Here is a 24276-nt window from a genome sequence, read left to right as displayed (position 1 = left end):
ACCGATGACCACAACAGGAACGGGCTCGCGCTTCGGCCCCGAGCCGTCCGAGGCACGCGTCAAGCGCGTCAAAGTGCTGCGGATCACCGCGGGCACGGCTGCCGGAGTCGTCTCACTGACGCTCGCTCTGACGCTGACACTGGCTCCCGCGTCCCTCGGCCTGCCCTCATCACCGGCCCTCTACGAGAAGGTCCGAGCCCAGGACCGCGCCGCCGAAGGCGTGCTCGTCGCCTGGGCACTGCTCGCCGTGCCCGTCGGCGGCCTGCTGCAGACGCCGGTGGCGCGCCTGCGCGGGGCACGCATAGCAGCGGGCTGGGTCCTGCTGGCCGGCTACTGGCTGTACGTCCTGCTCGTGGCGGTCGCCGTCTGGCAGGTACAGGGCCTCTTCCCACCGCCCGACGGCCCCGGCAAGAGCGGAGGAATTCTCGGCGCGTTGACCGCGCTGGCACTGGCGACTCCCGTGTGCGCGGCCTGCTCGGGCGCGGTGTTCCGACCGGTGCCCGGCGAGAACGGTGACACCCTGGGCGGCCAGATCCGCGGCCACCTCGCAACGGTGGCACTGCTCTCATGGGCGTTCAACGGGGTCTTCGTCGGTGCTCTGATCGGCAGGAACTTCAGCTTCCCCCGTGCCGGCTCCTTCGCGATGTTCGTCCCGGGCGGCGTCCTGTGGGGTTTCCACGCGGGCGCCGCACTGGGCATGCTGATCGGCGCCCGCCTCCAGCGCGCCCCCGAAGCCCGCGCCGGGACGACCCGCATCGCGGCCTCACTCGCCCGCACGGCGACCGCCCTGCTGCTCTGCTGCCTGTGCGTGGCCCAGTTGGGCTGGGTCCTGCCGGCGTGGATGGTGGCGTTGAGCGGCATCCCGGCGATCATCGCCCTGTCCGTGCTGGCCTCACGAAACGAACGGCTGGACCGCTGGGTGGAGTTCCGCACGCTGGAACTCCCGAAGGGAGGCTTCGACTGACCGACCGCCGGTCATGGACCCTGCCGGCCCTCACGAGGAGGCCGCGTCGACCCCGTAGGTCCCGTAGCGGGGCGTCCCGGCTGGAACACGCATGGTCGGTGAGCAGCGGATACCGCACCCGCTGGAAGGTCCCGCCGGAACACCGCGAGGACCCCGCGTACCGTGCCGCGGGCCGCCGCACGGACTTCGCCCAAGCGGTCCACGACCGGCGCTCGGCCCTCGGAAGGAAGAGCATGACGCCGGCGGCCAACCGGTGCCCACGGCTGCCCTGGAGAGCACGGCGCGAGAAGAAGACCACGACCGCAGCGCAGACGGAGCGGCTCTCCGCCTTACGCCCCGCCGAAACAGCCGTTAGCTGTCGATTCGGCCTGTTTGTTGGACAGTTCGCGTTGGTGAAACCGAGAACCCCACCGATATCGTCACTGCACTGGAAACGTTTCGTCTCACGGGGAGCCCACTGTGAAGCGTCGCACTTTGCCCGTTGCCGTCGCGTTCGCCACCACCGCAGCCTTGATGCTGACGGCCTGCGGAGGCGGGGACGACAAGTCCGGCGAAAGCGACAAGATCGCCGGCGCCGACCAGGGGACGGAGAAGCCGAGCAAGTCGGCGGAGCCCTCGGGAGCACCGGCGGAGGACAAGCCGGACGGCGTGGACGTGTCCCTGCCCGCGGACATGAACCTGGTCTTCGACTGGGAGAAGCCGAAGGACGAGAACGAAGCTGCCGCGATGGAGGATGCCGGGAACTACCTCCGCGCCATCTATCGGGGTGTCGACAAGCGCATGACCAAGGACGCGGCCCTGATCGCCTACGCCACCGGCGAGGGCCTCCACTACGGGGAAGTGCAGATCAACGAGTGGATCAAGGGCGGCTGGACCGCCACCGGCACCCGCCGCCACTACGACGCCACCACACGGTCCGCCTCGAACGGCAACTCCGTGGAGGTCGCGTTCTGCTCGGACGCCAGCAAGTTCTACGGCAAAGAGGTCAAGACTGGGAAGGTCCTGAAGACCGAACCCAGCCTCAAGGACTTCGGTTACTACAAGATCATCATGGTCAAGGTTCCCACGGGTGAGGACCTGTGGCAGGCGTCCAAGGTGGACGTCGAGACGGGGGTGGAGAAGTGCCGGTGACCGGATCACGGCGTACGCTCCTCGGCACAAGCACTGCTGCTCTGGCTCTCGCGTTCAGCACCCTCATCCTCACAGCCACCAACTCTGCTGCGGAACCGGTGGATTACGGCAAGGGTGACGGCGCAGAGGAGTCGGGCGGCAACGACGAAACCGGCATCTACGCTGCCGCACGCATCCAGTACTCCGGTTCCGTCGCAAAGAACGGTGGCACCGGCAACGTGACGTCCGCCGACGTCAACTGGACGCCACCACCCTGCTGGTACGCCCCGTACCTCGGCGCCAAGGACTTCAAGAAGAAGATGTCCAAGGATCTCGAGAACGCCGCTTCGGCCCCCGGAATGACCGGGCACGCGGGCGCGGCGATCGGCGAGACGAAGCGGCACTACGAGGACGACTACGGCTGGGCCGACACCCCCGGCTACAAGGACTACAACGTCGAGAAGGACGGCGAGGGGATGTTCTGGGCCGGTGTCGAGAACCCCGACGAACCCGACATCCTCAAGCGGACCTCGTGCACCGACCTCCCCTTCTGGGTCGACAACGGCGAGGCCCCGCCGCCCCAGTACGAGGAGGCCATCACCCCGGAGATACTCGCCGCCCTCGCCTACCAGCACATGCAGCTGCCCGACACCGAGGTCAGCCTCAGGCCCGAGGGAACCACCAAGGTCAACCTGCCGACCTGGGCCTGGCTCGACAGGGCCGTCTTCGACGAGGTCCAGGCCACGGCATCCATCGACGTCCCCGGCTTCGCCCTCCAAGCCACGACGACCGCCAAGCCGGTCTCCCTCAAGCTGGAGCCGGGCACCGCCGACGCCGAGACCTACCCCGCCTCCGGCGAGTGCACCATCAACGCCGACGGCTCCATCGGCGAGCCCTACGCCAAGGGCAAGGCCGACCAGACCCCACCCTGCGGAATCACCTACCTCCGCTCCTCCGGCAACGGAACCTACAACCTCCAGGCCACCATCACCTGGGAGATCGCCTGGACCGGAACCGGCGGCGCCGGCGGCGACCTGCCCGACGGGACGTTCGGGAACGGCCAGGAGGTCGTCGTACAGGAGATCCAGGCGGTCAACCGTTGAAAGCACAACAGCGAGAACACGCGCGAGGGGAGGGTCCACCATGGGCGAACCGGATCTGACGGTCGACTACGACTTCCTCGCGGACTGTGAGCGCAAGCTCGGCCAGCTCAAGAAGACCTTCGAGGACATCGAGAACCGCCGGGACGACATGAAGGAGCACTGGGGCTCCGGTGACGTCGCCGGGGCCATGGAGGACTTCGTCGACAACTGGGACGACTACCGCACCAGGCTCGTCGAGGCCATCGAATCGGTCGGCAAGCTCGTGGCCGGCAGCAAGAAGGCCTTCGAGGATCTCGACGGAGAGCTGGCCAAGGCGAACGAGAAGAAGCAGAAGAAGTGACGCCATGACACCGACATCCAAGCGCCGTCCGGTGGACTGGCAGCCGCTGTGCGAATCCGATCCCGTACCCGGCGATCCGGAAGAGATACGTGCCGAGGTCAAGCACATGATCTCGGTGGCCAAGAAGCTCCGGGACCAGGCCAAGAACCTCAAGGCGATCAGCGACGACGAGACCCTCAAGGGCAAGTACGTAAAGGCCCTGCGCGACGAGTCCTCGACGCTGGAGAAGCACATGCGGGAGGTGGCCGGACGGTACGAGCGTGTGCACGGTCACCTCACCAAGTGGTCCAACGAGCTGGAGGACTTCCAGTCCGACGCGGACAAGGTGCTGCACCAGGCCAAGCAGAAGCAGGACGAGATCGAGGCGGAGAAGGCCAAGAAGTCCGGCTCCGGCGACAAGGACACTCCGCAGACCTCACCCAGTGGCGACGACCATCCCGACGACGACCCCCTCCAGTCGTACCGCACGCGGCTGAACACCATCACCGGCAACCGGGACACCCGCGCGAGCCACCACGCGGGCAAGGTCCGCGACGAGATCGACGACGTGATCGAGGACTCGTGGTGGGACGACGTCAAGGGCTGGGTCCATGACAACGCGGACTTGATCAAGGCCTTCATCGATGTCCTCGGCTGGGTCGCGACGGTGGCAGGTTTCCTGGCGCTCGCCATTCCCGGCCTGAACCTGCTGGTCCTGGGCATCGCGGTGCTCACGATCGGGCTCAGACTCCTGCTGGTGGCATCCGGCGACGCCACCTGGACGGATGTCATCTTCGACGTCGTGGGCGGGCTGCTCGTCGTGGGTGGCCTCGGGGCCGCCGCGAAGCTCGCCAGCGGCGCCAAGGCCACCGTGGGCGCCGCTCAGACCGCCCGGACCGCCGGCCTGAGAAGCGGTCTCAGGGGCGTCAAGGGCATCCTGGACGACACGGGGCGGATGATGACCAAGATGCCGCCAGGACCGGGACGGCAGGCCCTCGGAGCGGCCCGTAACGCGATGCGCAAGTCCATCTCCCAGAACGTCGGCCTGGTCTCCAAGGGACCGCTGAGGGTCAGCCCGTTGTCGACGCTGCTGCACCTCGGCGACAAGGAGATGGCCGGCATGGCGAAGATGCTGCAGGCGAACAAGGCTGCCTTCCCCGCGGCCGCGGGGGCCGCAGCGGACAAGGCGTACAAGTCCTATCAGGTGGGCCTCGGCATCGCCTGGACCGGCATGGGGATGGACGTCATGGACAAGGCGCTGGGAAAGAGCGACCTGACAAGCGTGACCGAGGAGAAGTTCGGAACCGGCGAGAAGCCGTACAACGAGGCGTACTCGGACTGGAAGGACAACACTCTGAAACCCGCCCCCGACACCCACTGGTAAGGAGTGATCATGGACCTGCACTCGGCGCAACGCATTGCCGAGGCCGAAGCCGCCCGCACGGGACTCGGCACCGGCCCCAACCGGCGGCTCCGGCTGACGCTGATCATCGGAATGCCGCTGTTCCTCCCGGTACTGGGAATCATGATCCTGGTGCCGAAGTCGTTGATGAATGAGGTGCTCTACGTCTATGAGGCCGGGATCATCGGCTGCCTCCTGCACTACGTCTGGGTCTTCGCGAAGTACCCCCGGTACGCGGACCGCCCGCCCTACCTCACCCGGGATCTCGCCATGGGCGGCGGCTTCTTCCTGCCCTCGCTGTTCTTCGGTTTCTGGCCGGGCATGATCGCCGCCCCGGCGTGGGCGCTCTTCGTAGGCGTCGCCTACGCAGTGGAAGTGACGCGGGGGCGCAATGACCACCGTTGAGCACCGCCGGGCCCCGAACGGTTTCAACCTGGTGCCGCCACCCGGCTGGGACGTGATTCCGCTGCGCACGGGCACCAAGGAGGCGATGGACCGCATCGTCCGCAAGGCCGTCGCACAACTTCCCGCCGGCTTTCCCAAGGACGACATTCCGAAGGCCCGGCTGAAGCTCACCCAGGAGATGAAGAAGGTCGTCCGCCGGGCCAGCGCCAAGGGGGGAATGACCCTCTACCTCCCCACCGAACGCCTTCACGGCGTCGCGCTGCCCGTCTCGATCGTGGCCTCCGAGCCGATCGAGATTCCGCGGGTCAGGCCCGGCAGCGGCCCGGAAGCGGTCCTGGCCGCGCTCGCCTCCGTGACTCCCGGTGCCGAGACGCGGGAACTCGACAGCACTGCGGCCCTGCGCTCGGAGCGAGACGTGCCCGCCGACGCGGCCAAGGGCGTCGACGTCGCTCACCGCCGGGTCGAGTACTTCGTTCCGGTCCCGGACAGCGCCCCCGACCAGTACCTCACCTTCTCCTACAGCGCCCTGATCGCACCCGGCTCGGACCCCGCCTTCTACGACACCCTCGTGGAGCTGTTCGATGCCGTGATGGGCACCTTCCGCTGGACCTACGCCTGAAGGCTCCCTTCTGCCGTGCCCCCGAAGAAAGAGACCGCTCATGTCCGAAGGCACCCTGTGGAGCACCGATCTCGGCGCCCCGCTCCACATCGACACGGATGCCAGCCCAGACCTCTGGGGCTATCTCCACCTGCAGATCGACAAGAAGACCTTCAAGGAATGGCTGGACCTGCACCTGACCGGCCTGGCCACCATCCATGAGGTGGAACTCACCCGCAAAATCCGCCGATTCCACAAGAGCTTCTACGAGCAGACGATCGTCACGCTCCGGGACAAACTCCAGGCCGACGAGGCGTTCATCTACCATCCCGTTCCGTTGACCTACATGCCGCTGGTGATGCACGCCACCCGCATCCACTGCGAGGCCCGTGACGCAGTCGCCTGCGAGGGGATCACCGCGCTCACGGTGCCGCACCCGGACATCCCCGAGTGGCAACAGCGAACCGGCAGCATTCCGTTCGCCTCTCCCCACCTGGGCGCGGACGGGGTCCGGGTCACCCGCTCCTACCCTGCGGACAGCACCATCATGATGACCTCGGTGACGTACCACTGGCACACCCCGCCCGGCCTCCCCGACGTCCTGCTCCGCGGGCACCACGACGACCCGGAACTGATCGCCGCGGCGATGGAGCCACTGGACGACTTCGCACGGACTCTCCGGCTTCCTGCGGCGGCCCATTGACCGGCGCCGCCGGGGGCGGGTTCAAGCGGTGAGTCGGCCTCGGCCCAGGGAGCGTCCGTCACCACGCCCCCGGACGCCGGGAATCCCAGGGACGACCTGGTAGAAGCACTGGCCGAATGGTTTGACGCAGCGGCGGCAACATTCCGATGGAGGCGCGGATGGGCGAGCCCTTCTTCCCGGTCATCGATATCGAGTACATCGATGCATACCCGTGATCAATTGTGCCGCCGCGCTCCGGGGACACGGGACCGTTCGAGGAATGGGAGGACATCAAGGCCTGGTCCCGCGAAGAGGCCGAGGATCTCTGGCTGGACCGTGAGCCCGATCCGGGGCCAAGTGGCGTCGACTTCGCAGCCGGCACTTTGGAACGCTGCGCCGAGGCCTTTTCCCCACACGGATCCGACCACTGATTCTTCCTCCACCTCGACCACCCGACCGACCTTCCACTGCCCGTCTTCGCAGCGATCGGACCGTCCAACGGCCCTCGGATGGAGACCCTTCGCGCCCTGACACCGGCCGACGATCCGACCGCCGCGGAATCCCCCGTCATCAAGACCTTCAAGGCCGGAATCCGGAGGACGGCCTGACCACCTTCCGCCACGTCCCGCAAACGGACTCACCCCACCTGCCGGCCTGCATCCGTTACGCCTGGCAGATCTCGGAACACGGAGCCGACATCGTGCTCTGGACCGCCACGGAGGATGTCGCACGCATCATGTACGCCAGTAAGGACTTGGAGCAACTGGCTCACACCTTGGGAATTTTCGTCCCCTGATATTGCACAACATCCAGGTGAATTCTCTATGTGCGGGTCGACATCAAATGATTTTCAAACGACTCATGTTTTTCAAACATGAGTCCTGTTTCACTTTGGCGAGGAGAGTCTTGACGTGACACGCAGAGTCAAGCAGCGCATGACAGCGGACCGCCTCGGCGTCCAGGCCGAAGCGGGCGGCTGGTGCACGATCGGCAAGATCCCGCAGCCCTCTGCGGATGTGCTCCAGGCCGCGGGCAACCCTCGGCTCCATCCGGCGAGGATGCCCCCGCTGGGCATGCTCGGCACGGTGCTCGGCGGACCTTTGATAGCCATCATCACGTTCTTCGAGCTTCTGGCCAAGATGGAAGAAGCAGTCATGCGATCACTCGACCCGAAGGACGAGAAGGAGCGGTTGCGGGCCAAGAGAGAGGATGAGAAACGCCGCCGGGACGCCATCATCGACCAACAATGCCTCGACAACGTCTTCGACGGGAACTGGCACGGCGACGCGGGGCAGTTCCTGCTGCGCTGGTACAGCCACTCCACCCACCACGAGCGACTGCTGCTCGCGACCCCGGACGGGATCGTGTTCGCGGCCCCGCCGCAGCGCGTCAGCACGGGACGGGAGAAGCACATGCAGGTCGTCGCCCGCCTGTCCGCCGACGAAGCCACGCTGGTCGACCCCTTCTCCGGTGAGTTCGAGACGCGGATGCTGCTGATCCGCTTCCGTGACGGCTCCTGGCTGCGCGTCGACACGGAGGAGCCCCGCAGCGAGCTGCACATGTACGTACTCCGGCAGTCCTTCTCGGGCAACTGACAGCCTCTCGCCCGGTGAACAGGAGAGTCTGACCGCCGGCGGTCAGGCGCGTCCGTCCTCATGCCCGCGGCCTTCACCCGGCTCGGACCGAGTCAGAATTCCACCGTCAGTGTCTGCGCGATGCTGTCGGTGGCTTCCTCCATCTCTTCCGTCAGGCCGGGGACGGTCCACGACACGAGCAGCATCACCGCACCTTTCGAGCCGGTGGGCAGGATCCCGTACGTGAGCGTCTCCAGCAGAATGCCGGGCCCGTGGGTCGGCGGGTTCTTCGCAGCGAAGTTCTGCCGGATTCGTACGGCAGGACCGAGCGGGAGCTCCGTGCGCACGATGTCCGGCGCACCGAAGTCGTCTGCGCTGAACGTCTCGGCCAGCCAGTCCAGGGTGATATGGGGGACTGTTTCGTCGGGGTGGATCAGGTCCACTTCCAAGGTCGCGAGAGCCGTGTCGAATCCGTCGGGGTAGAAGGCGAAGGCGTAGAAGGGATCTCGGCTGCGGCTGTCTTCCGCCCGCGCCCGGAGATCCCTGCGCAGGTTGCTCTTGTCCAGTTCGTAACCCGCTGCCTTACTACGGTCACGCAGTTCCGCCGCGATTCCCTTGGCCCAGCTCTTCACGTCGTCCGATGGTTCGAGAGGGAAGGGTACCCAGTCAGTGGGAACGACTATGCCGCACATACGGATATCACTCATGGGTGCTGTCTCCGTTCATCCAATTCAGTGAGCCCGCTACCGCATCGAGGAATTCGTGCGCCGCGTCCGCGATGCGCACGAGCGGAGCGCAGGAGGTCAACAGCAGGTACGCCTCGGTTGCGGGAACTGGAAATTGATGGCCCAGCGTGACAGAAAGGAGAGCGGCGCCGTTATGCATAATGATCATCGATACCGAAGTCACGGTGCTGCCCTACTCCTCAAGAGCCACTATGAGAATTCCGGCACACCGTCACAGGGAAGGACATCGTGGGGAAATCCGCCGAGCCAGGTCGCCGTGGAGCATCGGAGTCGACCCTGCACTTCGGGCAGTCCAACTCAGCCACAAAGGAACCGCAGAAGGCCACCAGTGTCTCGCTTGGAAGCTGCCTGGTGGGCTTTGCGCCGCTCTCTTGGTCCTGGTGGCTACCCTCGACTGGCTGTGGGGTGACGACACGTGGCAGTGGGCAGCGAGATCATGGCCGGGCGGCGCTTGCGGTTTCGCAGTCTTCGTCGGCGGAGCCGGACCGTGCCTCGCAGTGCTGTCCATCTTCTGTCTGAGTCACGTGGACTGGAAGTCGTGGAGACAACGCCCTGCGCGCATGCTCGCTCACACCGCCGCGAGTGCAGCCTCCACAACCGCGTTGGTGCCCTTTGCTTCTTTGGCCACCAACGCGCAGAACACCGGTGAATGGGCCCGCAATCGCTCCACTCCTCCGACATGGGTATTCAGTCACTCCCCTTGGCTCTGGGCCATCGGGCTGGCTTCCACCGTCGGTGCCGTCATGGTGCTCATCTTGGCCTTTGTCCTCCGCCATCACCGACAGCGCCGGGCTGCCGCCTCAGGTGTGGACAGCCGACCCCAGTGACGTCCGAAGCCGTCAGAGCTGTCTTCAGCAGACAGCCATCCCCTCCATGCCGTCAAGCCCAGTGCAACGTGCCGGCCACCGCGTCGAAGAGTTCCACCATCCGATCGGCCAGGGGATCCAATGGAGTCGAGAAGGTCAGCATGAGCCACCGTTTGGTTGCCGGGATCGGCACGTAGTACGTGAGCGTTGTGCTCAGACCAGTGTTGCCCATCTCGTTCTCCGGGTCGGCAGCCTTTCTACGGCGGCGCACGGCCCTACCGGCCGCTTCCAGACCCACGACACCCAGCTCGCCGTCACCCACGCCGTTTCGGCTGACGAGGTGCTCCGCGAGTTCGTCCGGATCAGAGCACTGGGGCCATTCATCAGGTGCCGGAACGCTGATGAGCAGCGAGGAAGCCAGCGGCACAGGTCCTGCCATCAGCAAGGAGAGATACAGCTCCGTGCCGCCGATCGCATATGCGTTCTTGGCCTTCTTCTGCAGGTCCCGCATCAGTTGACTCTTGAGATGCGGGGCATTGTCGATTCCACGGAATTGCAAATCGGCCAGGGCGACAATGCTTCGGTCTCGCTCTTCCGGAAGGAGCGATATCTGGAACCAACCATCTGGCACAAACAATCTGTAGTCCGCTGGCGGAGAGGCGAACTCGTCTGCCGTCTTCATGGGCTTCTCCATTGCTCAGCCCGATCCGGCCTCGTCCTTGGTGCCCACTGACACCTGCTTCATCGTGGCAACCAGTTCATCCGTGATCCGAACGAGTTCATCGGACGCTGTCATGTCACGCCACATGACAGTGACGACAACTATGTAATCTACTGCAGGAGGAAAAACAGCATACCTGATGAACTCAGCCAGTTTGGCTCCGAACCCGAGAACCCGTTTGGCTTTCAACATGGCCTGCACTCGGACAGCCGGCCCCGCCTTCAGGTCCAAGTACCTGAAGTCAGGCTCACCGACCACCTTGCCATTCGACCAGTCAAGCAGAAGAGGTGTCACCTCGGATGGCGATGGCCTGGAATTTCCCTCATCACCGTACGAGTCGACCCAGAGGTCAGCGAGCCCCACGCCATCAGGTGTGTAGTAGGCGGCCGCAAGCTCCGGTTCCTTCTCGTTAAGAAAGAGCGCCCTGTCAACCAAGTCTTTCAGCAAATCACGGTCACTTACTGTCCGCTGAAGGATGTTGAAGTGCCGCTGCATCAGTGCCGCAGCCAGGCCGAGCGCCTCTGCTTGGGTGCCGTGATCAAGCGTCAGGTCGACCCAGCCCGCCTGGAAGTCAAATTGACTCAGGAGGCCGTCATACGGCACACCGGTGTCACGCGCGTCCACCATAAGCTCCCCTCAATCCAACAGCGGGTTCAGGTTACCGTCTAGAGCCATTCCCACAGAAGTAACACCGGCCCCCACCACGGATAGCTCAGTCGCCGTCCTCGAGAGTCGATTAACTGCTTCATAGCCATCCAAACCCTGAGTGGCAAACTTAATGTCTTTCAACTGAGACGCAATGCCCGGATCCGCCAAGGAAAACGAGCGTCCCGTCCCCAGCATAGTGTTTCCCTCGCCTCGAATCACGACCTTCTGCCAAGCATCTGTCCAACTGCCGGGACTGGACAAAGTCCTAAAGTTTTCCGCCCACGCTTTGGAGAAAGGCTCCGTAAACACCTCTTTCGTCGACTTCCAGCCGTCGCCTGGCTCCAGCTTGAAGGTCTCCATCTTCCCCTTCAGCCAGCCCTTGCCAAAGTTACCCTGCTCCCCTGCAAGCTTATTGATCCCCTTTCGTGCGCGCCCACGCTGCCTGGCGGTTCGGGCAACTCCGGCCTTGCCCATCTGGCTCATGGCTTGATTTGCATATCGTCCGGCAACCTTAGTAAACGCTTTTCCCACTCCCATCACGGCGAAGCCCAGCACCGTGAACGCGAGGTCCTTCAGTCCTTTGTCACCTCGGATGACCTGAATTAATGTGGCGAGGGAACTCACCAACGTAAAGATTGTGGAGATCGCCCCCAGGACGCCGGCCAAGGCTTGACCAATGATGGGAATCCAGCCGACAGCGAGCGCGGCCAGACCAAAATAAGTGGCCAATTCCTCCGCCCACCCTCCGACCGAATCCACCCAGTCATCGAATTTGTCCCAGAAACCGTCCTTCAACGAGTCGTTATTAATGGCATCGTCTAGTGCTTCACGTGCGAGCTTCGCCGCCTTGTCCCGGATGGCCTTGGCCTGGTTGACCTTCTCTCGGGCGGCGTCGATTTCGTCGCCTGCGGAATCCAACTGCTCCTGCAGCTTCTTCTTGTCACCCTTTTCCTTCTCGGAAAGGGTGTCCAAACTCCGCTGGGCGGCACCTTTGCGGTCGTCCGCATCCTTGGCTTCACGAAGAGCCGAGTCGGCGATTTCCTGAGCGCGGTTCAGGTCGGACGCGTAGTTCGTGTACTTGGCCTGAAGCTTGTCCTGGTACCCGCCGCCGACCTCCGTCACCTCGGTGCCCAGGGCGTCGGCCGCGACGTCGTACCGCTTCAGTGCCGCTTCGAGCTTCTTGACGTTGCCCTTTGCCTTATCGCGGAACTCCTTTCCCGCCTTGCTGTCCCAGGCGTCCACCTCGGCGACCGCCTTGAGGTTCTTGATCTGTCGATCCAATTCCTCTGCAGTGCTACGGAGCTGTCGGCCGAGGGTAGCCACCTGGTCAGGGTCGCCGGGCACAGGGTCGCTATCAGCAACCGGGTTCCAATCACGGGGCCGTCCAGACACGCCTACTTCCCCCTTTTTGGCGACTTCGGCTTCTGAGCACCCCGGATCGCCTCGGCCAGCGCGTGGTCGATGTCCTCGTAAATCTTGGCCGCATCGTTGGCGAGCTTGGCCAACGCCTTTACTTCATCGGTCAGTTTTTCGCGGTTGATCTCCCAGTTTCCGGCGAAGTCCTCGAAAGTGCCCGCTAGATCCCGGTGCCCGAAGTCATCCCCGTACTTCCCTGTGAGCTTTTCCAGCCTTTCGAAGGCCTTCCTCACGTTGTCGAGCCCGGTTCCCATTTCTTTGATTACATCGAGATCAGCCCGAGTGTGGTCACCTTCACCAGACATGACTCCCCCGTCTTCCCATCCCCGTCGCATTTCCCCGCGCCGCCGGACCAGCGGTGCGGCAAGGCTCTGTGGCCTCACCGCACCTCAAGGACGGGACGGAGTCCTACTTCCGAGCCGCCTTCGCCAGCTCGTCGTCGATCTGCTCGAACTTGTCGGCCGCCATGGTCAGGTAGTCGCCCATGCCGTCCAGGCCGTCGAGCGTGGTCTTCGCGCCGTTGGTGAACTCGTCGAAGTTCTCGTCGAAGGCCTTGGAGGAGGACTTCGTGACGTAGCCGGAGTTGACCAGGTTGTTGATGTACTTGCGGAGGGCGTCCAGCTTCTCCTGGAGCTTCTCCTTCTCCTTCACGACATGCTTGGCAGCTTCCCGCATGTCCTGATATGTGATGTCAAGGTCCTTGGCCATGAAGCCGCTCCCTCTCGCAACGCCGCAGGGCCAACCCCCGTGGCTCCCTGTTTGCGGAACTGTCGGCACGGGGCCGCTGGGGCCGCCGGTGCGATCGTCCGCTCTTGCGGCAGCAGCTTACGGGGGTGAACTGTGGTGGCACATCCCCGTCTTGTGAAGGCGGAGGCGTGGAGTCGTGTACGCCGTTGCTGTCGGGAATGCGGGCGTGCTCCCCGACTGCCCCGGCCCGGGCGTGAGCCGATATCGTCGGCGGGACTGTGACGCGCGGGGTGGAAGCGGTCACGGGGCCTGGGGAGGACAAGCGTGCGCCTGACTCTGACCGTCGTCGATCCGTTCGGCGGGGACGCCGCCGACGTCGTACTCGATGCCGATCCCGAGTCCACTGTCGGGGACATCGCGCAGGAGCTGGCCGCGCAGGTGGGGCGCGGCGGTGCGCAGATCATTCCCATCGGGCAGCAGCGGCAGGCATCGGGCGGTGGTGCGCCCGCCGTGTATGTGGACGGGTATGCCGTCGATCCCGGTGCCACCGTCGTCGGGTCGCCGTTGCGTGACGGCGCGGTCGTGTCCCTGCAGGATCCCTCCGGGTGTCTGCCCGGTGAGCCGTCCGGGCTCGTCGAGTTGCGGGTCGTCGGCGGGCCGGCCGCCGGGTTCGTGCACCGGCTCGGGGTGGGGCGGTACGACATCGGCAGCGGGGCGGCCTCGTACGTCCGGGTCGAGGACCCTGAGGTCGACGGCCGGGCCCTCACCCTCTCCGTCGCCACCGACGGGACGTGTCACGTCGTCCTCCACCGCGACGAGGAGGGCGTCACTCTCGACGGGAAGCCGATCGCCGGTCCCGAGGAGGAAGAGGGCGACAAGGAGAGCAAGGGACGCAAGAAGCGCCGGAAGGGCGCTGAGGACTCCGCCGGCGAGAAGGCCGACCGGTTCGACTGGCCCCTCGGTGCGCAGATCGGACTCGGCAACACCCTTCTCGAGCTGACCCGTTACACCCCGCCCAACGCCGCCCTCAAGTGGTCCGACGACGGCGTCGGGCTCGACTACAACCGGCCGCCCCGGCTGCGTCCGGCCGAGCGGCAGACCAACTTCCGGCTGCCGTCGGCGCCCCGCGAGTACGAGGCCCGGCCGCTGCCGTGGCTGATGGCGTTGACGCCGCTCGTCGGTGCGGTCGTCATGGTGACGATCTTCCAGCGCTGGTACTACCTGATCATGGCGGGGCTCAGCCCCATCCTGCTCTTCGCCAACTACTTCAACGACAAGAAGCACGGGCGCAAGTCCCACGCGAAGCAGGTCAAGGAGTACGAGGAGCAGAAGGAGCGGATCGAGAAGGACGCCCAGGAGGCGCTGGTCCAGGAGCGGAACGACCGGCGGCACGCCATTCCCGACCCGGCGACCGTGCTGTCGATGGGTACCGGGCCGCGGACCCGGTTGTGGGAGCGGCGGCGGACCGACCGGGATCATCTGCTGCTGCGGTTCGGGACGGGGCGGTTGCCCTCCGAGGTCGTGCTCGACGATCCCGAGCAGGACGACCACCGGCGTCAGGTGACCTGGAAGATCGAGGACGCGCCCGTCGCGCTGAACCTGCGCTCCCTCGGGGTGATCGGTGTGGCGGGGCCCGGTGACTCCGCGCGGGCCCTCGGGCGGTGGGCGGTGGCGCAGACCGCCGCGCTGCACAGCCCGATGGACGTGCAGTTCTACGTGCTGAGCGAGAACTCCGCCCAGTCGTCCTGGGACTGGATGCGGTGGCTGCCGCACGCCCGGCCGTCCGGGGGGCAGGACGTCAACGTCCTCATCGGTACCGACGCCGAGACCGTCGGCGCCCGTATCGGTGAGCTGACGCAGATCCTCGACGCGCGCAAGAAGGCCGCCGAGCAGGCGCGTTCGCAGGGCACGTCGTTCAGCGATCCGGACATCGTCGTCGTATGGGACGGCTCGCGGCGGTTGCGGTCGCTGCCCGGTGTGGTGCGGCTGCTGCGTGAGGGGCCGTCCGTGTCCGTGTTCGCGCTCTGCCTCGACGCCGAGGAGCGGTTCCTGCCGGGTGAGTGCCAGGCGTTCGTCGTCGCCGAGCCCAGGGTCGAAGAGAACGACCAGGAGCAGCAGCAAGCCCGGACTCAGCAGGTGAGCGGCGGTTTTCCCTCCTTCCAGGCCTGGCACACCGGCTCGCCCGAGCCCAGTCCGGCCCAGGAGCCCGACAAGCTGCGGCTGCGCGTCGAGGAGGCGGGCGCGGAGCGGATCAAGGACGTACGGCCGGACTTCGTCCCTCCGGCGTGGTGTCTGCGGCTCGCCCGTTCGCTGTCGCCGCTGCGCGACATCAGCGGGGAGACGGAGGACTCGGCGCTGCCCGGCTCCAGCCGGCTCCTCGACGTGCTCCAGCTCGAGCCGCCGACGGCCGACGCGATCGGCGCCCGGTGGCGGATGGGCGGGCAGTCGACGCTCGCCGTGATCGGTGAGTCGTACGACGGGCCATTCGGCATCGACATGCGCAAGGACGGGCCGCACGGGCTCATCGCCGGTACGACCGGATCCGGTAAGTCCGAGCTGCTGCAGACGATCGTCGCCGCGCTGGCCGTCGCCAACACGCCCGAGAACATGACGTTCGTCCTCGTCGACTACAAGGGAGGCTCCGCCTTCAAGGACTGCGTCAAACTGCCGCACACCGTCGGCATGGTGACCGACCTCGACGCCCATCTCGTGGAACGGGCGCTGGAGTCACTGGGTGCCGAGCTGAAGCGGCGCGAGCACATTCTGGCCGCCGCGGACGCCAAGGACATCGAGGACTACCAGGACCTGGTGCGGCGGGATCCGTCCCACGCGCCCGTGCCGCGGCTGCTCATCGTCATCGACGAGTTCGCGTCGATGGTGCGTGATCTGCCGGACTTCGTCACGGGGCTCGTGAACATCGCCCAGCGAGGGCGGTCCCTCGGCATTCACCTGCTGCTCGCCACGCAGCGGCCGAGCGGTGTGGTGTCCCCCGAGATCCGCGCCAACACCAACCTCCGTATCGCCCTGCGGGTGACGGACGCCGGTGAGTCGACCGACGTCATCGACTCGCCCGAGGCCGGACACATCGCGAAGAGCACCCCCGGCCGGGCGTACGCGCGGCTCGGTCACGCCTCGCTGGTGCCGTTCCAGTCGGGGCGGGTCGGTGGCCGGCGGCCGGGGGCGGCGGATCCGGCCGCCCTCGCGCCCTGGGTGTCCCCGCTGACCTGGGAGGACCTGGGGCGGGCCGCGCTGGCCAAGCCGAAGTCGGAGGCTCGCGAGGACGACGAGATCACCGACCTGAAGGTGCTCGTCGACGCGGTGCGCGAGGCCAACAGCGCGCTCGGCATCCCGGCCCAGCACAGTCCCTGGCTGCCCGCGCTGGACGAGATGCTGCTGCTCGACGACGTCGAGGTTCCGGCCGTCGCGCTCGCGCCGGGCAAGCTGCCGCCGGCCCCGTTCGGCATCGAGGACCTGCCGGGCGACCAGGCCCGCCGTCCGGTCACCGTCGACTTCGCCGGCTTCGGCCATCTGATGATCGGTGGTGCCCCGCGCAGCGGCCGGTCCCAGGTGCTGCGCACCATCGCGGGTTCCCTGGCCCGCACCCACTCCGTCGCCGACGTCCATCTGTACGGCATCGACTGCGGCAACGGCGCGCTGAACGCGCTGACCCGGCTGCCGCACTGCGGCGCGGTCGTCGGCCGCAACCAGACCGAACGGGTGATCCGGCTCGTCAACCGGCTCAAGGGCGAACTGTCCCGCCGGCAGGACCTGCTGGCGGACAAGGGCTTCGCGGACATCGGCGAGCAGCGGGCCGCGGTCGCCGAGGAGGAGCGGCTGCCGCACATCGTGGTGCTGCTGGACCGCTGGGAGGGCTGGGTGCCCACGCTCGGCGAGATCGACCACGGTTCGCTCACCGACGAGCTGCAGACGATGATGCGGGAAGGGGCGAGCGTCGGCATCCACCTCGTCCTGACCGGCGACCGGACGCTGCTGGTGGGCCGGATCGCCTCCCTCACCGAGGACAAGTACGGTCTGCGGCTGGCCGACCGCAGCGACTTCTCCTCGCTCGGCATCCCGGCCCGCAAGGTGCCGGAGGAGATCCCGCCGGGCCGCGCCTTCCGCAACGAGGCCGGTACGGAGACGCAGTTCGCGCTGCTCGCCGAGGACACCACCGGTCAGGGCCAGGCGGCGGCGCTCACGGCCATCGGCGAGGCGGCGGCCGCCCGTGACGCCGAAGTGCCGCGTGCACGGCGCCCGTTCCGGGTGGACAGCCTGCCGAGCCGGATCTCCTTCCCGGAGGCGTGGGAGATGCGCGACCCGGAGGGGTCCCGGTCCAGGCTGTGGGGGCTGGCCGGCATCGGTGGCGACGAGATCGTGGGCTTCGGTCCCGATCTGGCGGACGGCGTACCGGCGTTCGTCATCGCCGGTCCGGCCAAGTCGGGCCGTTCGACGGTGCTGATGAACTTCGCGCAGTCGTTCCTCGCGCACGGCACCCGGCTGGTGGTCGCCGCCCCGCGCCAGTCACCGCTGCGCCAACTGGACGGCACGGAGGGCGTGCTGAAGGTCTTCACCGGTGACGACATCGACGAGGACGAGTTCGAGGAGCTGATCGACGAGGCGTCGACGGACGAGCCGATCGCCGTGCTCATCGACGACGGGGAGCTCCTGGAGGACTGCGACGCCGAGAGCCAGATGAAGAAGCTCATCTCCCGTGGTGCCGAGCGCGGGCTCGCCCTCGTCATCGCCGGTGACGAGGAGGACGTGTGCAGCGGCTTCTCCGGCTGGCAGGTCGACGCGAAGAAGGCCCGGCGCGGGATTCTGCTCTCGCCGCAGGAGTCGTCCAGCGGCGACCTCATCGGCGTACGGCTGTCCCGCGGCATGGTCGGCGGTCAGGTGGCCCCGGGCAAGGGCATGCTCCACCTCGGGGACGGGGAGCTGCGGACGGTCGTGGTGCCGGGGTGAGCGGTGGGCGGCCTGCCCGACGTGCCGGAGTCCGCCGCTACTCGATCTTCGACAGCCGGGCCTTCGGCGACCCCGACTCCTTGCTGTCCGACTCGTAGACCAGGTCGTCGCCGACCGGGGTGAGGCGGACCGTGTGCTCGGCCTGGTTGCAGACGTCGCGGTTGGACGTCGCGCCGACGGAGGTCGTGACGAGCTGCTTCTCCGTGACCTGCTTCAGGGTGAGGACGTCGTCGCAGACGCCGCCGAAGATGTCCGTGTGGCGCAGGGTGCCCACCTGTTCGCCGACCTTCGCCTGCTCGAGGGTGACGCGGAAGGTGCCGAGCGGGATGGCGATGCTCTCGCGGGAGGCGGCCTGGCCCTCCCAGGTGCCGAGGTAGGCGGCGGGGACGGTGGTGGGCGGTGCCGCGGGCTGGGACCCGCCGTCGGAACTCGAAGGGCCGCCGCCCCGGGAGCCGCCCGGCAGCAGGTCGAGTACGAACACGGAGCCGACGGTCACCGCGGCCAGCGCGCCCGCCACCGTGAGGGCGACCGTGCAGCTGACCCGCCGGCCTCTGCCACCGGGCTGGGCGGAGGAGGTGGCCGCCACGGAGACGGAGAGTTTCCCGGGGCCGCCCCGGTCCACCGGCTGAGTGGGCGGGTGCGGGGCCGCGAGGACGTGGGGCGGTGCGTCGCGTGGCTCCGGGACGGCGGCCACGCCCGGTCCCTGTGTCACCGGCATCACGGGCGGCGGGCCGAAGGCCCCGGACACCGAGCCGGCCGACGCGGAGCCACCCGCGGACAGCTCACCGGGACCCCCGGCCGGCGCGGAGCCACCCGCACCCGGATCACCGAAGCCCCCGGCCACCGCCGTCCCACCCGCCGGCGCACCACCGAAGCCCCCAGCCGGCGGAGCCCCACCCGCCGACGCACCACCGAAGCCCCCAGCCGGCGGAGCCCCACCCGCCGACGCACCACCGAAGCCCCCGGCTGCCACGGAGCCACCCGCCCCCGGATCACCGAAGCCCCCGGCCGGCAAAGCCTCACCCGCCGGCGCCACACCGGCCCCATCGCCCACCGCCGCCTCCCCCACCGACGGCCTGCTGAACCCCACCGGCCCCGACGGCCCCTCCCCCGTCGCCTCCAGGTTCAGAAGTCGTACCGCGGCCCGGCTCACCTGCTCCACCAGGGGCCCCGGCAGCCAGCCGGCCGCCACCAGGCGGGCCGCGCCGCCCTCGGGGGACAGGCGGCGGGCCAGTTCGGTGGGGGCCGGGCGGGCGGACGGGGACTTGTCGAGGCATGCCTCGACGAGCTCGCGCAGGTCGCCGTCCAGTTCGCCCAGTTCGGGCGGCTCGTGCACGACCTTGTACAGCAGGGCCGCCGAGGAGTCGCCGGGGAACGGGGGGCTGCCCGTCGCCGCGTACGCCAGTACCGCGCCGAGGGAGAAGACGTCCGCCGCGCCCGTCACGCCCTTGCCGAGGATCTGCTCGGGGGACATGTAGCCGGGGGAGCCGATCGACACGCCCGTCGACGTCAGGGACGCCGTGCCCTCCGTGGCGCGTGCGATGCCGAAGTCGATCAGGAGGGGGCCGTCGAGGGTGAGGAGGACGTTGGACGGCTTCACGTCCCTGTGCACCAGGCCCAGTGCGTGTACGGCCGTCAGCGCCTCGGCCAGCCCCGCGCCCAGCGCCCGTACGGTGGGCGCGGGCAGCGGGCCGGTGTCGGTGACCGCCGCGGCGAGGGACGGGCCGGCCGCGTAGGCGGTGGCGACCCAGGGGACCCGGGCGTCGGGGTCGGCGTCGAGGACGGGGGCCGTCCAGGCGCCGCCGACCCGGCGGGCCGCGTCGACCTCGCGCCGGAAGCGGGCGCGGAACTCCTCGTCCAGCGCGAAGTGGGGGTGCACGATCTTCACCGCGACCGTGCGGCCCCCGGCGCTGCGGCCCAGATAGACCCGGCCCATGCCGCCGGAGCCGAGCCGGCCGAGCAGCCGGTAGGGGCCCACGACCGTGGGCTCGTCCACTTCGAGCGGCCGCATGGCGTCCACCCCTCCCCCGTCACGCCCGTACGCCGGAACCTTCCAGCAGGGTAGTGGGCGGGCGGCCCGTGGCCTCAGGGCCGGAGCAGATCGATCTTCACGTCGGCCGGGAAGCCCGTCGTCGGTCCCACCCTGCGGGCGAACTCGGCGACCGCCTCCAGCTGCGGGGCGCCGAAGCTGAAGTCGAGGGTGGTGAAGTACTGCGCCAGGGTCGCCTCGTCGAAGGCCTCCCAGCGGGCCGCCTGCTCGGCGACCTTGTCGACCTCCTCCAGGGAGAGGTTGCGGGAGGCGAGGAAGGCCTCGTGCACCCTGCGGGTGATGACCGGCTCGCGCTCCAGGTAGTCGCGGCGCACCGCCCACACCGCGAAGACGAACGGCAGGCCCGTCCACTGCTTCCACAGGGCGCCCAGGTCGTGCACGTCGAGCCCGTAGCGGGGTCCGTCGAGCATGTTGGCGCGCAGGGCCGCGTCCCCGATGAGGACGGCCGCCTCGGCCTCCTGCATCATCAGGCTCAGGTCGGGCGGGCAGGTGTAGTAGTCGGGCCGTACGCCGTACTGCTCGGCGAGGAGGAGCTGGGCGAGGCGTACGGAGGTGCGGGAGGTCGACCCGAGGGCGACCCGCGCTCCGTCCAGCCGGTCCAGCGGGACCTGCGAGGCGATCACGCAGGACATCACATCGCCGTCGCAGCCGACGGCGATGTCCGGGAAGGCGACGAGCTGGTCCGCGTGCTTGAGGAACTCGACGAGGGTGACGGGCCCGATGTCGAGGTCGCCCTGCACCAGCTTCTCACTGAGCTTTTCCGGGGTGTCCTTCGTCAGCTCGAAGTCGAGGAGCGTGCCCGTTCTCGCGAGCCCCCAGTACAGGGGCAGGCAGTTCAGGAACTGGATGTGGCCGACGCGCGGCCGGGTGCGAGGATTGTCCACATCGTGAGGCTAGTCCTCGTCCCCGGCGGGCGGACCTTCGCCCCCTCGGTCCCCCCGATCGTCCAAATGTTCGACCGAACGCCCGTGACGGACGGGGCGTTCAAACATTCGGGTGACGTGATCTTGACCCCTATTGCATTCGGGGGCCTGCGTGCTAGGCTCTTCCGCAAGTTGCAGTTTGGTTTCCCTTGCAGTACAGAGCCTGCGGAGCATGTGACCGCGGGCTCTCGTCGTTCTCAGACGGATGCACTTGTGCGGAATTGGTCTTCACACTTGCTGGTTCTGGAGCAGGGCAACCCTTTGGGCCCAAGGAGGGCTTATGGCTACCGGAACCGTGAAGTGGTTCAACGCCGAAAAGGGCTTTGGTTTCATCGCCCAGGAAGGCGGCGGCCCCGACGTCTTCGTCCACTACTCCGCGATCAACGCGAGCGGCTTCCGCTCCCTTGAGGAGAACCAGCAGGTGTCCTTCGACGTCACGCAGGGTCCGAAGGGCCCGCAGGCGGAGAACGTCACCCCGGTCTGATCCTCGCCGATCCGGGAACGACTAGCAGTACCCAAGGAGCCCCGCGCCGTCAGGCGACGGGGCTCCTGCCTTTTCCCCTCCATCACCGAAATACTTCGGTGAATATTCGGGGAATTCCTCTCATACGTGCTGCATGACCAGCACGAATTTCGTGCCGGCCTCCAGTGCCTCGTACGCGTGCGGCACATCCCCGCGGTACGTCATGTAGTCCCCCGGGCCGAGTTCCGCGCTCTCTCCGCCGGGCCCCGCCTTCACCCGTCCCGCGCTGACCACGATGTGCTCCACGGTCCCCGGAATGTGCGGCTCGGAGGCGCGTACGGTCCCCGGTTCCAGCCCCACCGCGTAGATGTCGCGCCGCGCGCCCGGCGGGCTCGCCGACAGCAGGGTGGCGACGTAACTGGACCGCTCGGAGTGCACGGTCGGCCCCTGCCCCGCCCTGATCACCCGCACGGACGGCACCGGGGACTCCACCAGCGCGCTGAACGGCACCCCGAGCGCCACCGCCAGCGCCCAGATCGTCTCCATGCTCGGATTTCCGCTCGCCGCCTCCAGCTGGGACAGCGTGGACTTGGCGATTCCGGCCCGTTTGGCCAGCTCGGAGAGGGAGAGGCCGACGCGGACGCGTTCGCGGCGCAGGGCGGCGGCGATCCGGTCGAGGGGGAGGCGGGGCGGGGGGCCATCGGTCATGTCGTTCGCTCCAGCGGTACGATCGTTCGTCTTGACGAACGCTGTCTCTTCTGTCCATGGTAGGAAACATGCGTTCGGTACAGCGAACAACTCCCGCCTTCCTCGACCCCGATCTGCTCCGGGACGTGTCCCTGGTCTGTCTGGCCGGGGGCGTCGTCGGCGTGTCGTTCGGGGCGATCGCCGTCGCCGGCGGGCTGCCGGTGTGGGTGCCGGTGGTGATGTCGCTGGTGGTGTACGCGGGCTCCGCCCAGTTCAGCGCGGTGGGTGTGCTGCTGGCCGGGGGCGGTCCGGTCGCGGCGGCGGCCACGGGACTGCTGCTCAACACCCGTACGGTCGCCTTCAGTCTCGCCGTCGCCGAGCACATCGGCCCGGGAAGGCTCGCCCGCCTGGTCGGGGCGCACCTGGTGACCGACGAGACGGTGGCCTTCACCCTGGCCCAGCGGGACCCGGCACGGCGACGGGCGGCGTTCTGGATCTCGGGGCTCGGGATGTTCGCCGTGTGGAACACCGGGGTGGCGGCGGGCGCGCTGGCCGGCAGCGCGCTGGGGGACACGGCGCGCTACGGGCTGGACGCGGCCTTCCCCGCGGTACTGGCCGCCCTCGTCCTGCCCGCCCTGCGCGAGGACGCCGACGTCCGCCGGGCCGCGCTGCCCGGATCGGCGCTGGCCCTGGCGGTCACACCGGCGGTGCCGGCGGGCGTACCGGTGCTGGTGGCCCTGGCGGGGCTGGCGCTGCACGGGCGGGGGCGAGAGCACGGACGCGGGCACGGACGAGAGCGAGGGCGGTCGGTGTGAGCTCGACGGTCGCGGTGATCCTGGTGCTGGCGGTCGGGACGTACGCCTTCCGGCTGGTCGGGCCGGCGCTGCACGGGCGGGTGGAGCTGCCGGTCCGGGTGCGGGAGCTGCTGTCCGCCGGTGCGGTGGTCCTGCTGGTGGCGCTGCTGGCGACGGGGGCTCTCACCGAGGGCGGCGGGTTCGCGGGGTGGGCGCGCCCGGCCGGGGTGCTGGTGGGCGGCGTACTGGCATGGCGGCGCGCGCCGTTCGCGGTGGTCGTCCTCGGGGCGGCGGCCACGACGGCGGTGCTGCGGGGCGTGGGGGTCGGGTAGCCGTCCCCCACGCCGAGCAGGCACGAAAACCACGTGACCGTCGCCCGGACCGAGCGGGCACGGAAGCAGCCCCCGGCACCAAGCAGGCACGAAAGCCGCACAGCCGCCCCCGGACCAAGCAGGCACGGCGGTGCGTCCGGTGCGTGCCCGCCCGGCCACAAAGAGCGCGAGGCCGGTTTCACCCCCATGCCCCCGGAGCTGTCGGTGGAGACGAGTAGGGTCACCGCCCATGACCGCCACCGACGCCGACCACGTGGTCGCCACCCGTACCTTCTACGACGCCGTCGCCGAGGACTACGCCGCCCTGTTCCGTGACTCCCTCTCCGTCATGCCCCTGGACCGGGCGGTGATGGCCGGTTTCGCCGAACTGGTCGGCGCGGGCGGCCGGGTGGCCGACCTGGGGTGCGGTCCCGGCCGGGTGACCGCGCATCTCGCCTCCCTCGGCCTCTCCGTCTTCGGTCTCGACCTGTCGGAGGGGATGCTCGCGATCGCCCGCCGCGAGAATCCCGGCCTGCGCTTCGAGCAGGGCTCGATGCGGAACCTGGACCTCCCCGACGGCGCCCTCGCCGGCGTGGTCTCCTGGTACTCCACCATCCACACTCCGCAGGACGAACTGCCCGCCGTGTACGCCGAGTTCCGCCGGGTCCTGGCACCCGGAGGCCATCTGCTGCTCGCGTTCCAGTGCGGCGACGAACCCCGCCGTCACGACCGCCCCTGGGGCCACCCGGTCACCCTCGACTTCCGGCGCATGCGCCCGGAACGCATCGCCGCGCTCCTGGAGGCGGCCGGTTTCACCCTCGTCCAGCGCACGGTGCGCACCGCCGACACGGACCAGGGCGAGTCGACCCCCCAGGCGTTCCTGATCGCCCGCGCGGCACGGTGAT

24 protein-coding genes are annotated in these 24276 nt (G+C 68.0%); 14 read left to right on the top strand and 10 right to left on the bottom strand.

The window, feature by feature from the left end:
* Nucleotides 1-4 precede the first annotated feature (4 nt).
* From ACFV5H_RS00560 to ACFV5H_RS00520, 9 genes are all read left to right on the top strand, one after another.
* Nucleotides 5-964: a hypothetical protein gene (locus ACFV5H_RS00560; RefSeq protein WP_385191954.1), complete on the top strand. Its 960-nt coding sequence runs from the start codon at nt 5-7 to the stop codon at nt 962-964.
* Nucleotides 965-1423: 459 nt separating this feature from the next.
* Nucleotides 1424-2095, top strand: a complete 672-nt coding sequence (locus ACFV5H_RS00555; protein WP_385191952.1) for a hypothetical protein — start codon at nt 1424-1426, stop codon at nt 2093-2095.
* On the top strand, nt 2092-3177 hold the full coding sequence (locus tag ACFV5H_RS00550) for a hypothetical protein (protein WP_385191950.1): 1086 nt from the start codon (nt 2092-2094) through the stop codon (nt 3175-3177). The genes ACFV5H_RS00555 and ACFV5H_RS00550 overlap by 4 nt, the downstream gene beginning before the upstream one ends.
* A 40-nt stretch (nt 3178-3217) precedes the next feature.
* Entirely contained in the window at nt 3218-3517 is a 300-nt protein-coding gene (locus ACFV5H_RS00545) for a WXG100 family type VII secretion target (RefSeq protein ID WP_385191948.1), read from the top strand.
* Nucleotides 3518-3521: 4 nt separating this feature from the next.
* Nucleotides 3522-4880 carry a hypothetical protein gene (locus ACFV5H_RS00540; protein ID WP_385191946.1) on the top strand — a complete coding sequence of 453 codons (1359 nt, stop codon included), beginning with the start codon at nt 3522-3524 and terminating at the stop codon, nt 4878-4880.
* Between the two features lie 9 nt (nt 4881-4889).
* Nucleotides 4890-5303, top strand: a complete 414-nt coding sequence (locus tag ACFV5H_RS00535) for a hypothetical protein (protein WP_385191944.1) — start codon at nt 4890-4892, stop codon at nt 5301-5303.
* The gene (locus tag ACFV5H_RS00530) at nt 5290-5922 is read left to right on the top strand and encodes a hypothetical protein (RefSeq protein WP_385191942.1); all 633 of its coding nucleotides are present in this window, start codon (nt 5290-5292) and stop codon (nt 5920-5922) included. Before ACFV5H_RS00535 ends, ACFV5H_RS00530 begins: the two co-directional genes overlap by 14 nt.
* A gap of 40 nt (nt 5923-5962) precedes the next feature.
* A complete protein-coding gene (locus ACFV5H_RS00525) occupies nt 5963-6604 on the top strand; it encodes a hypothetical protein (protein WP_385191940.1) in 642 nt (213 codons plus the stop codon).
* 890 nt (nt 6605-7494) lie between these two features.
* Nucleotides 7495-8178 carry a hypothetical protein gene (locus ACFV5H_RS00520; protein WP_385191937.1) on the top strand — a complete coding sequence of 228 codons (684 nt, stop codon included), beginning with the start codon at nt 7495-7497 and terminating at the stop codon, nt 8176-8178.
* Between the two features lie 92 nt (nt 8179-8270).
* On the opposite strand, the gene ACFV5H_RS00515 is transcribed toward ACFV5H_RS00520, so the two are convergent.
* From ACFV5H_RS00515 to ACFV5H_RS00485, 7 genes are all read right to left on the bottom strand, one after another.
* The gene (locus tag ACFV5H_RS00515) at nt 8271-8789 is read right to left on the bottom strand and encodes a hypothetical protein (RefSeq protein ID WP_385191934.1); all 519 of its coding nucleotides are present in this window, start codon (nt 8787-8789) and stop codon (nt 8271-8273) included.
* A gap of 67 nt (nt 8790-8856) precedes the next feature.
* A complete protein-coding gene (locus ACFV5H_RS00510; RefSeq protein ID WP_385191932.1) occupies nt 8857-9066 on the bottom strand; it encodes a hypothetical protein in 210 nt (69 codons plus the stop codon).
* Nucleotides 9067-9782: 716 nt separating this feature from the next.
* Nucleotides 9783-10391 (bottom strand): hypothetical protein, encoded by a 609-nt coding sequence (locus tag ACFV5H_RS00505; RefSeq protein WP_385191930.1) that lies wholly within the window; start codon nt 10389-10391, stop codon nt 9783-9785.
* Nucleotides 10392-10406: 15 nt separating this feature from the next.
* Nucleotides 10407-11057 carry a hypothetical protein gene (locus ACFV5H_RS00500; RefSeq protein ID WP_385191927.1) on the bottom strand — a complete coding sequence of 217 codons (651 nt, stop codon included), beginning with the start codon at nt 11055-11057 and terminating at the stop codon, nt 10407-10409.
* Between the two features lie 9 nt (nt 11058-11066).
* Nucleotides 11067-12401: a hypothetical protein gene (locus tag ACFV5H_RS00495; protein WP_385191924.1), complete on the bottom strand. Its 1335-nt coding sequence runs from the start codon at nt 12399-12401 to the stop codon at nt 11067-11069.
* A 71-nt stretch (nt 12402-12472) separates the two neighbouring features.
* The gene (locus tag ACFV5H_RS00490; RefSeq protein ID WP_385191921.1) at nt 12473-12748 is read right to left on the bottom strand and encodes a hypothetical protein; all 276 of its coding nucleotides are present in this window, start codon (nt 12746-12748) and stop codon (nt 12473-12475) included.
* 154 nt (nt 12749-12902) lie between these two features.
* On the bottom strand, nt 12903-13202 hold the full coding sequence (locus ACFV5H_RS00485) for a WXG100 family type VII secretion target (protein WP_159535155.1): 300 nt from the start codon (nt 13200-13202) through the stop codon (nt 12903-12905).
* A gap of 303 nt (nt 13203-13505) precedes the next feature.
* On the opposite strand from ACFV5H_RS00485, the gene ACFV5H_RS00480 reads away from it, so the two are divergent.
* The gene (locus tag ACFV5H_RS00480) at nt 13506-18143 is read left to right on the top strand and encodes an FtsK/SpoIIIE domain-containing protein (protein WP_385191919.1); all 4638 of its coding nucleotides are present in this window, start codon (nt 13506-13508) and stop codon (nt 18141-18143) included.
* Nucleotides 18144-18180: 37 nt separating this feature from the next.
* Here the strand turns inward: ACFV5H_RS00480 and ACFV5H_RS00475 are convergent, their stop codons facing one another.
* Both ACFV5H_RS00475 and ACFV5H_RS00470 read right to left on the bottom strand, forming a co-directional pair.
* A complete protein-coding gene (locus ACFV5H_RS00475; RefSeq protein ID WP_385191916.1) occupies nt 18181-20154 on the bottom strand; it encodes a serine/threonine-protein kinase in 1974 nt (657 codons plus the stop codon).
* Nucleotides 20155-20228: 74 nt separating this feature from the next.
* A complete protein-coding gene (locus tag ACFV5H_RS00470; RefSeq protein ID WP_385045435.1) occupies nt 20229-21077 on the bottom strand; it encodes a menaquinone biosynthetic enzyme MqnA/MqnD family protein in 849 nt (282 codons plus the stop codon).
* A 319-nt stretch (nt 21078-21396) separates the two neighbouring features.
* On the opposite strand from ACFV5H_RS00470, the gene ACFV5H_RS00465 reads away from it, so the two are divergent.
* On the top strand, nt 21397-21600 hold the full coding sequence (locus tag ACFV5H_RS00465; protein WP_003992177.1) for a cold-shock protein: 204 nt from the start codon (nt 21397-21399) through the stop codon (nt 21598-21600).
* A gap of 120 nt (nt 21601-21720) precedes the next feature.
* Here the strand turns inward: ACFV5H_RS00465 and ACFV5H_RS00460 are convergent, their stop codons facing one another.
* Nucleotides 21721-22287, bottom strand: coding sequence for a helix-turn-helix domain-containing protein (locus ACFV5H_RS00460; RefSeq protein WP_385045431.1), 567 nt, complete (start codon nt 22285-22287; stop codon nt 21721-21723).
* Nucleotides 22288-22355: 68 nt separating this feature from the next.
* Here ACFV5H_RS00460 and ACFV5H_RS00455 point away from each other — a divergent pair, with 68 nt between their 5' ends.
* The 3 genes from ACFV5H_RS00455 (at nt 22356) to ACFV5H_RS00445 (ending at nt 24275) form a co-directional block, all read left to right on the top strand.
* Nucleotides 22356-23081: an AzlC family ABC transporter permease gene (locus ACFV5H_RS00455; RefSeq protein ID WP_385191914.1), complete on the top strand. Its 726-nt coding sequence runs from the start codon at nt 22356-22358 to the stop codon at nt 23079-23081.
* Nucleotides 23078-23392 carry an AzlD domain-containing protein gene (locus tag ACFV5H_RS00450; RefSeq protein ID WP_385045426.1) on the top strand — a complete coding sequence of 105 codons (315 nt, stop codon included), beginning with the start codon at nt 23078-23080 and terminating at the stop codon, nt 23390-23392. Before ACFV5H_RS00455 ends, ACFV5H_RS00450 begins: the two co-directional genes overlap by 4 nt.
* Before the next feature lie 229 nt (nt 23393-23621).
* The gene (locus tag ACFV5H_RS00445) at nt 23622-24275 is read left to right on the top strand and encodes a methyltransferase domain-containing protein (protein ID WP_385191912.1); all 654 of its coding nucleotides are present in this window, start codon (nt 23622-23624) and stop codon (nt 24273-24275) included.
* Nucleotide 24276 lies beyond the last annotated feature (1 nt).

Source organism: Streptomyces sp. NPDC059787, assembly GCF_042732315.1.
Classification (GTDB): Bacteria; Actinomycetota; Actinomycetes; order Streptomycetales; family Streptomycetaceae; genus Streptomyces; species Streptomyces atrovirens.
Note: the sequence above shows the minus strand (reverse complement) of the source record. Positions and strands in the feature narration are given on the sequence as shown.

What these genes read in the sequence shown, in the direction of transcription:
- ACFV5H_RS00560 (WP_385191954.1), top strand. Translation starts at nt 5, where the DNA reads ATGACCACAACAGGAACGGGCTCGCGCTTCGGCCCCGAGCCGTCCGAG.
- ACFV5H_RS00545 (WP_385191948.1), top strand. Translation starts at nt 3,218, where the DNA reads ATGGGCGAACCGGATCTGACGGTCGACTACGACTTCCTCGCGGACTGT.
- ACFV5H_RS00540 (WP_385191946.1), top strand. Translation starts at nt 3,522, where the DNA reads ATGACACCGACATCCAAGCGCCGTCCGGTGGACTGGCAGCCGCTGTGC.
- ACFV5H_RS00535 (WP_385191944.1), top strand. Translation starts at nt 4,890, where the DNA reads ATGGACCTGCACTCGGCGCAACGCATTGCCGAGGCCGAAGCCGCCCGC.
- ACFV5H_RS00530 (WP_385191942.1), top strand. Translation starts at nt 5,290, where the DNA reads ATGACCACCGTTGAGCACCGCCGGGCCCCGAACGGTTTCAACCTGGTG.
- ACFV5H_RS00525 (WP_385191940.1), top strand. Translation starts at nt 5,963, where the DNA reads ATGTCCGAAGGCACCCTGTGGAGCACCGATCTCGGCGCCCCGCTCCAC.
- ACFV5H_RS00505 (WP_385191930.1), bottom strand. Translation starts at nt 10,391, where the DNA reads ATGAAGACGGCAGACGAGTTCGCCTCTCCGCCAGCGGACTACAGATTG.
- ACFV5H_RS00500 (WP_385191927.1), bottom strand. Translation starts at nt 11,057, where the DNA reads ATGGTGGACGCGCGTGACACCGGTGTGCCGTATGACGGCCTCCTGAGT.
- ACFV5H_RS00490 (WP_385191921.1), bottom strand. Translation starts at nt 12,748, where the DNA reads ATGGGAACCGGGCTCGACAACGTGAGGAAGGCCTTCGAAAGGCTGGAA.
- ACFV5H_RS00485 (WP_159535155.1), bottom strand. Translation starts at nt 13,202, where the DNA reads ATGGCCAAGGACCTTGACATCACATATCAGGACATGCGGGAAGCTGCC.
- ACFV5H_RS00475 (WP_385191916.1), bottom strand. Translation starts at nt 20,154, where the DNA reads ATGCGGCCGCTCGAAGTGGACGAGCCCACGGTCGTGGGCCCCTACCGG.
- ACFV5H_RS00465 (WP_003992177.1), top strand. Translation starts at nt 21,397, where the DNA reads ATGGCTACCGGAACCGTGAAGTGGTTCAACGCCGAAAAGGGCTTTGGT.
- ACFV5H_RS00460 (WP_385045431.1), bottom strand. Translation starts at nt 22,287, where the DNA reads ATGACCGATGGCCCCCCGCCCCGCCTCCCCCTCGACCGGATCGCCGCC.
- ACFV5H_RS00455 (WP_385191914.1), top strand. Translation starts at nt 22,356, where the DNA reads ATGCGTTCGGTACAGCGAACAACTCCCGCCTTCCTCGACCCCGATCTG.
- ACFV5H_RS00445 (WP_385191912.1), top strand. Translation starts at nt 23,622, where the DNA reads ATGACCGCCACCGACGCCGACCACGTGGTCGCCACCCGTACCTTCTAC.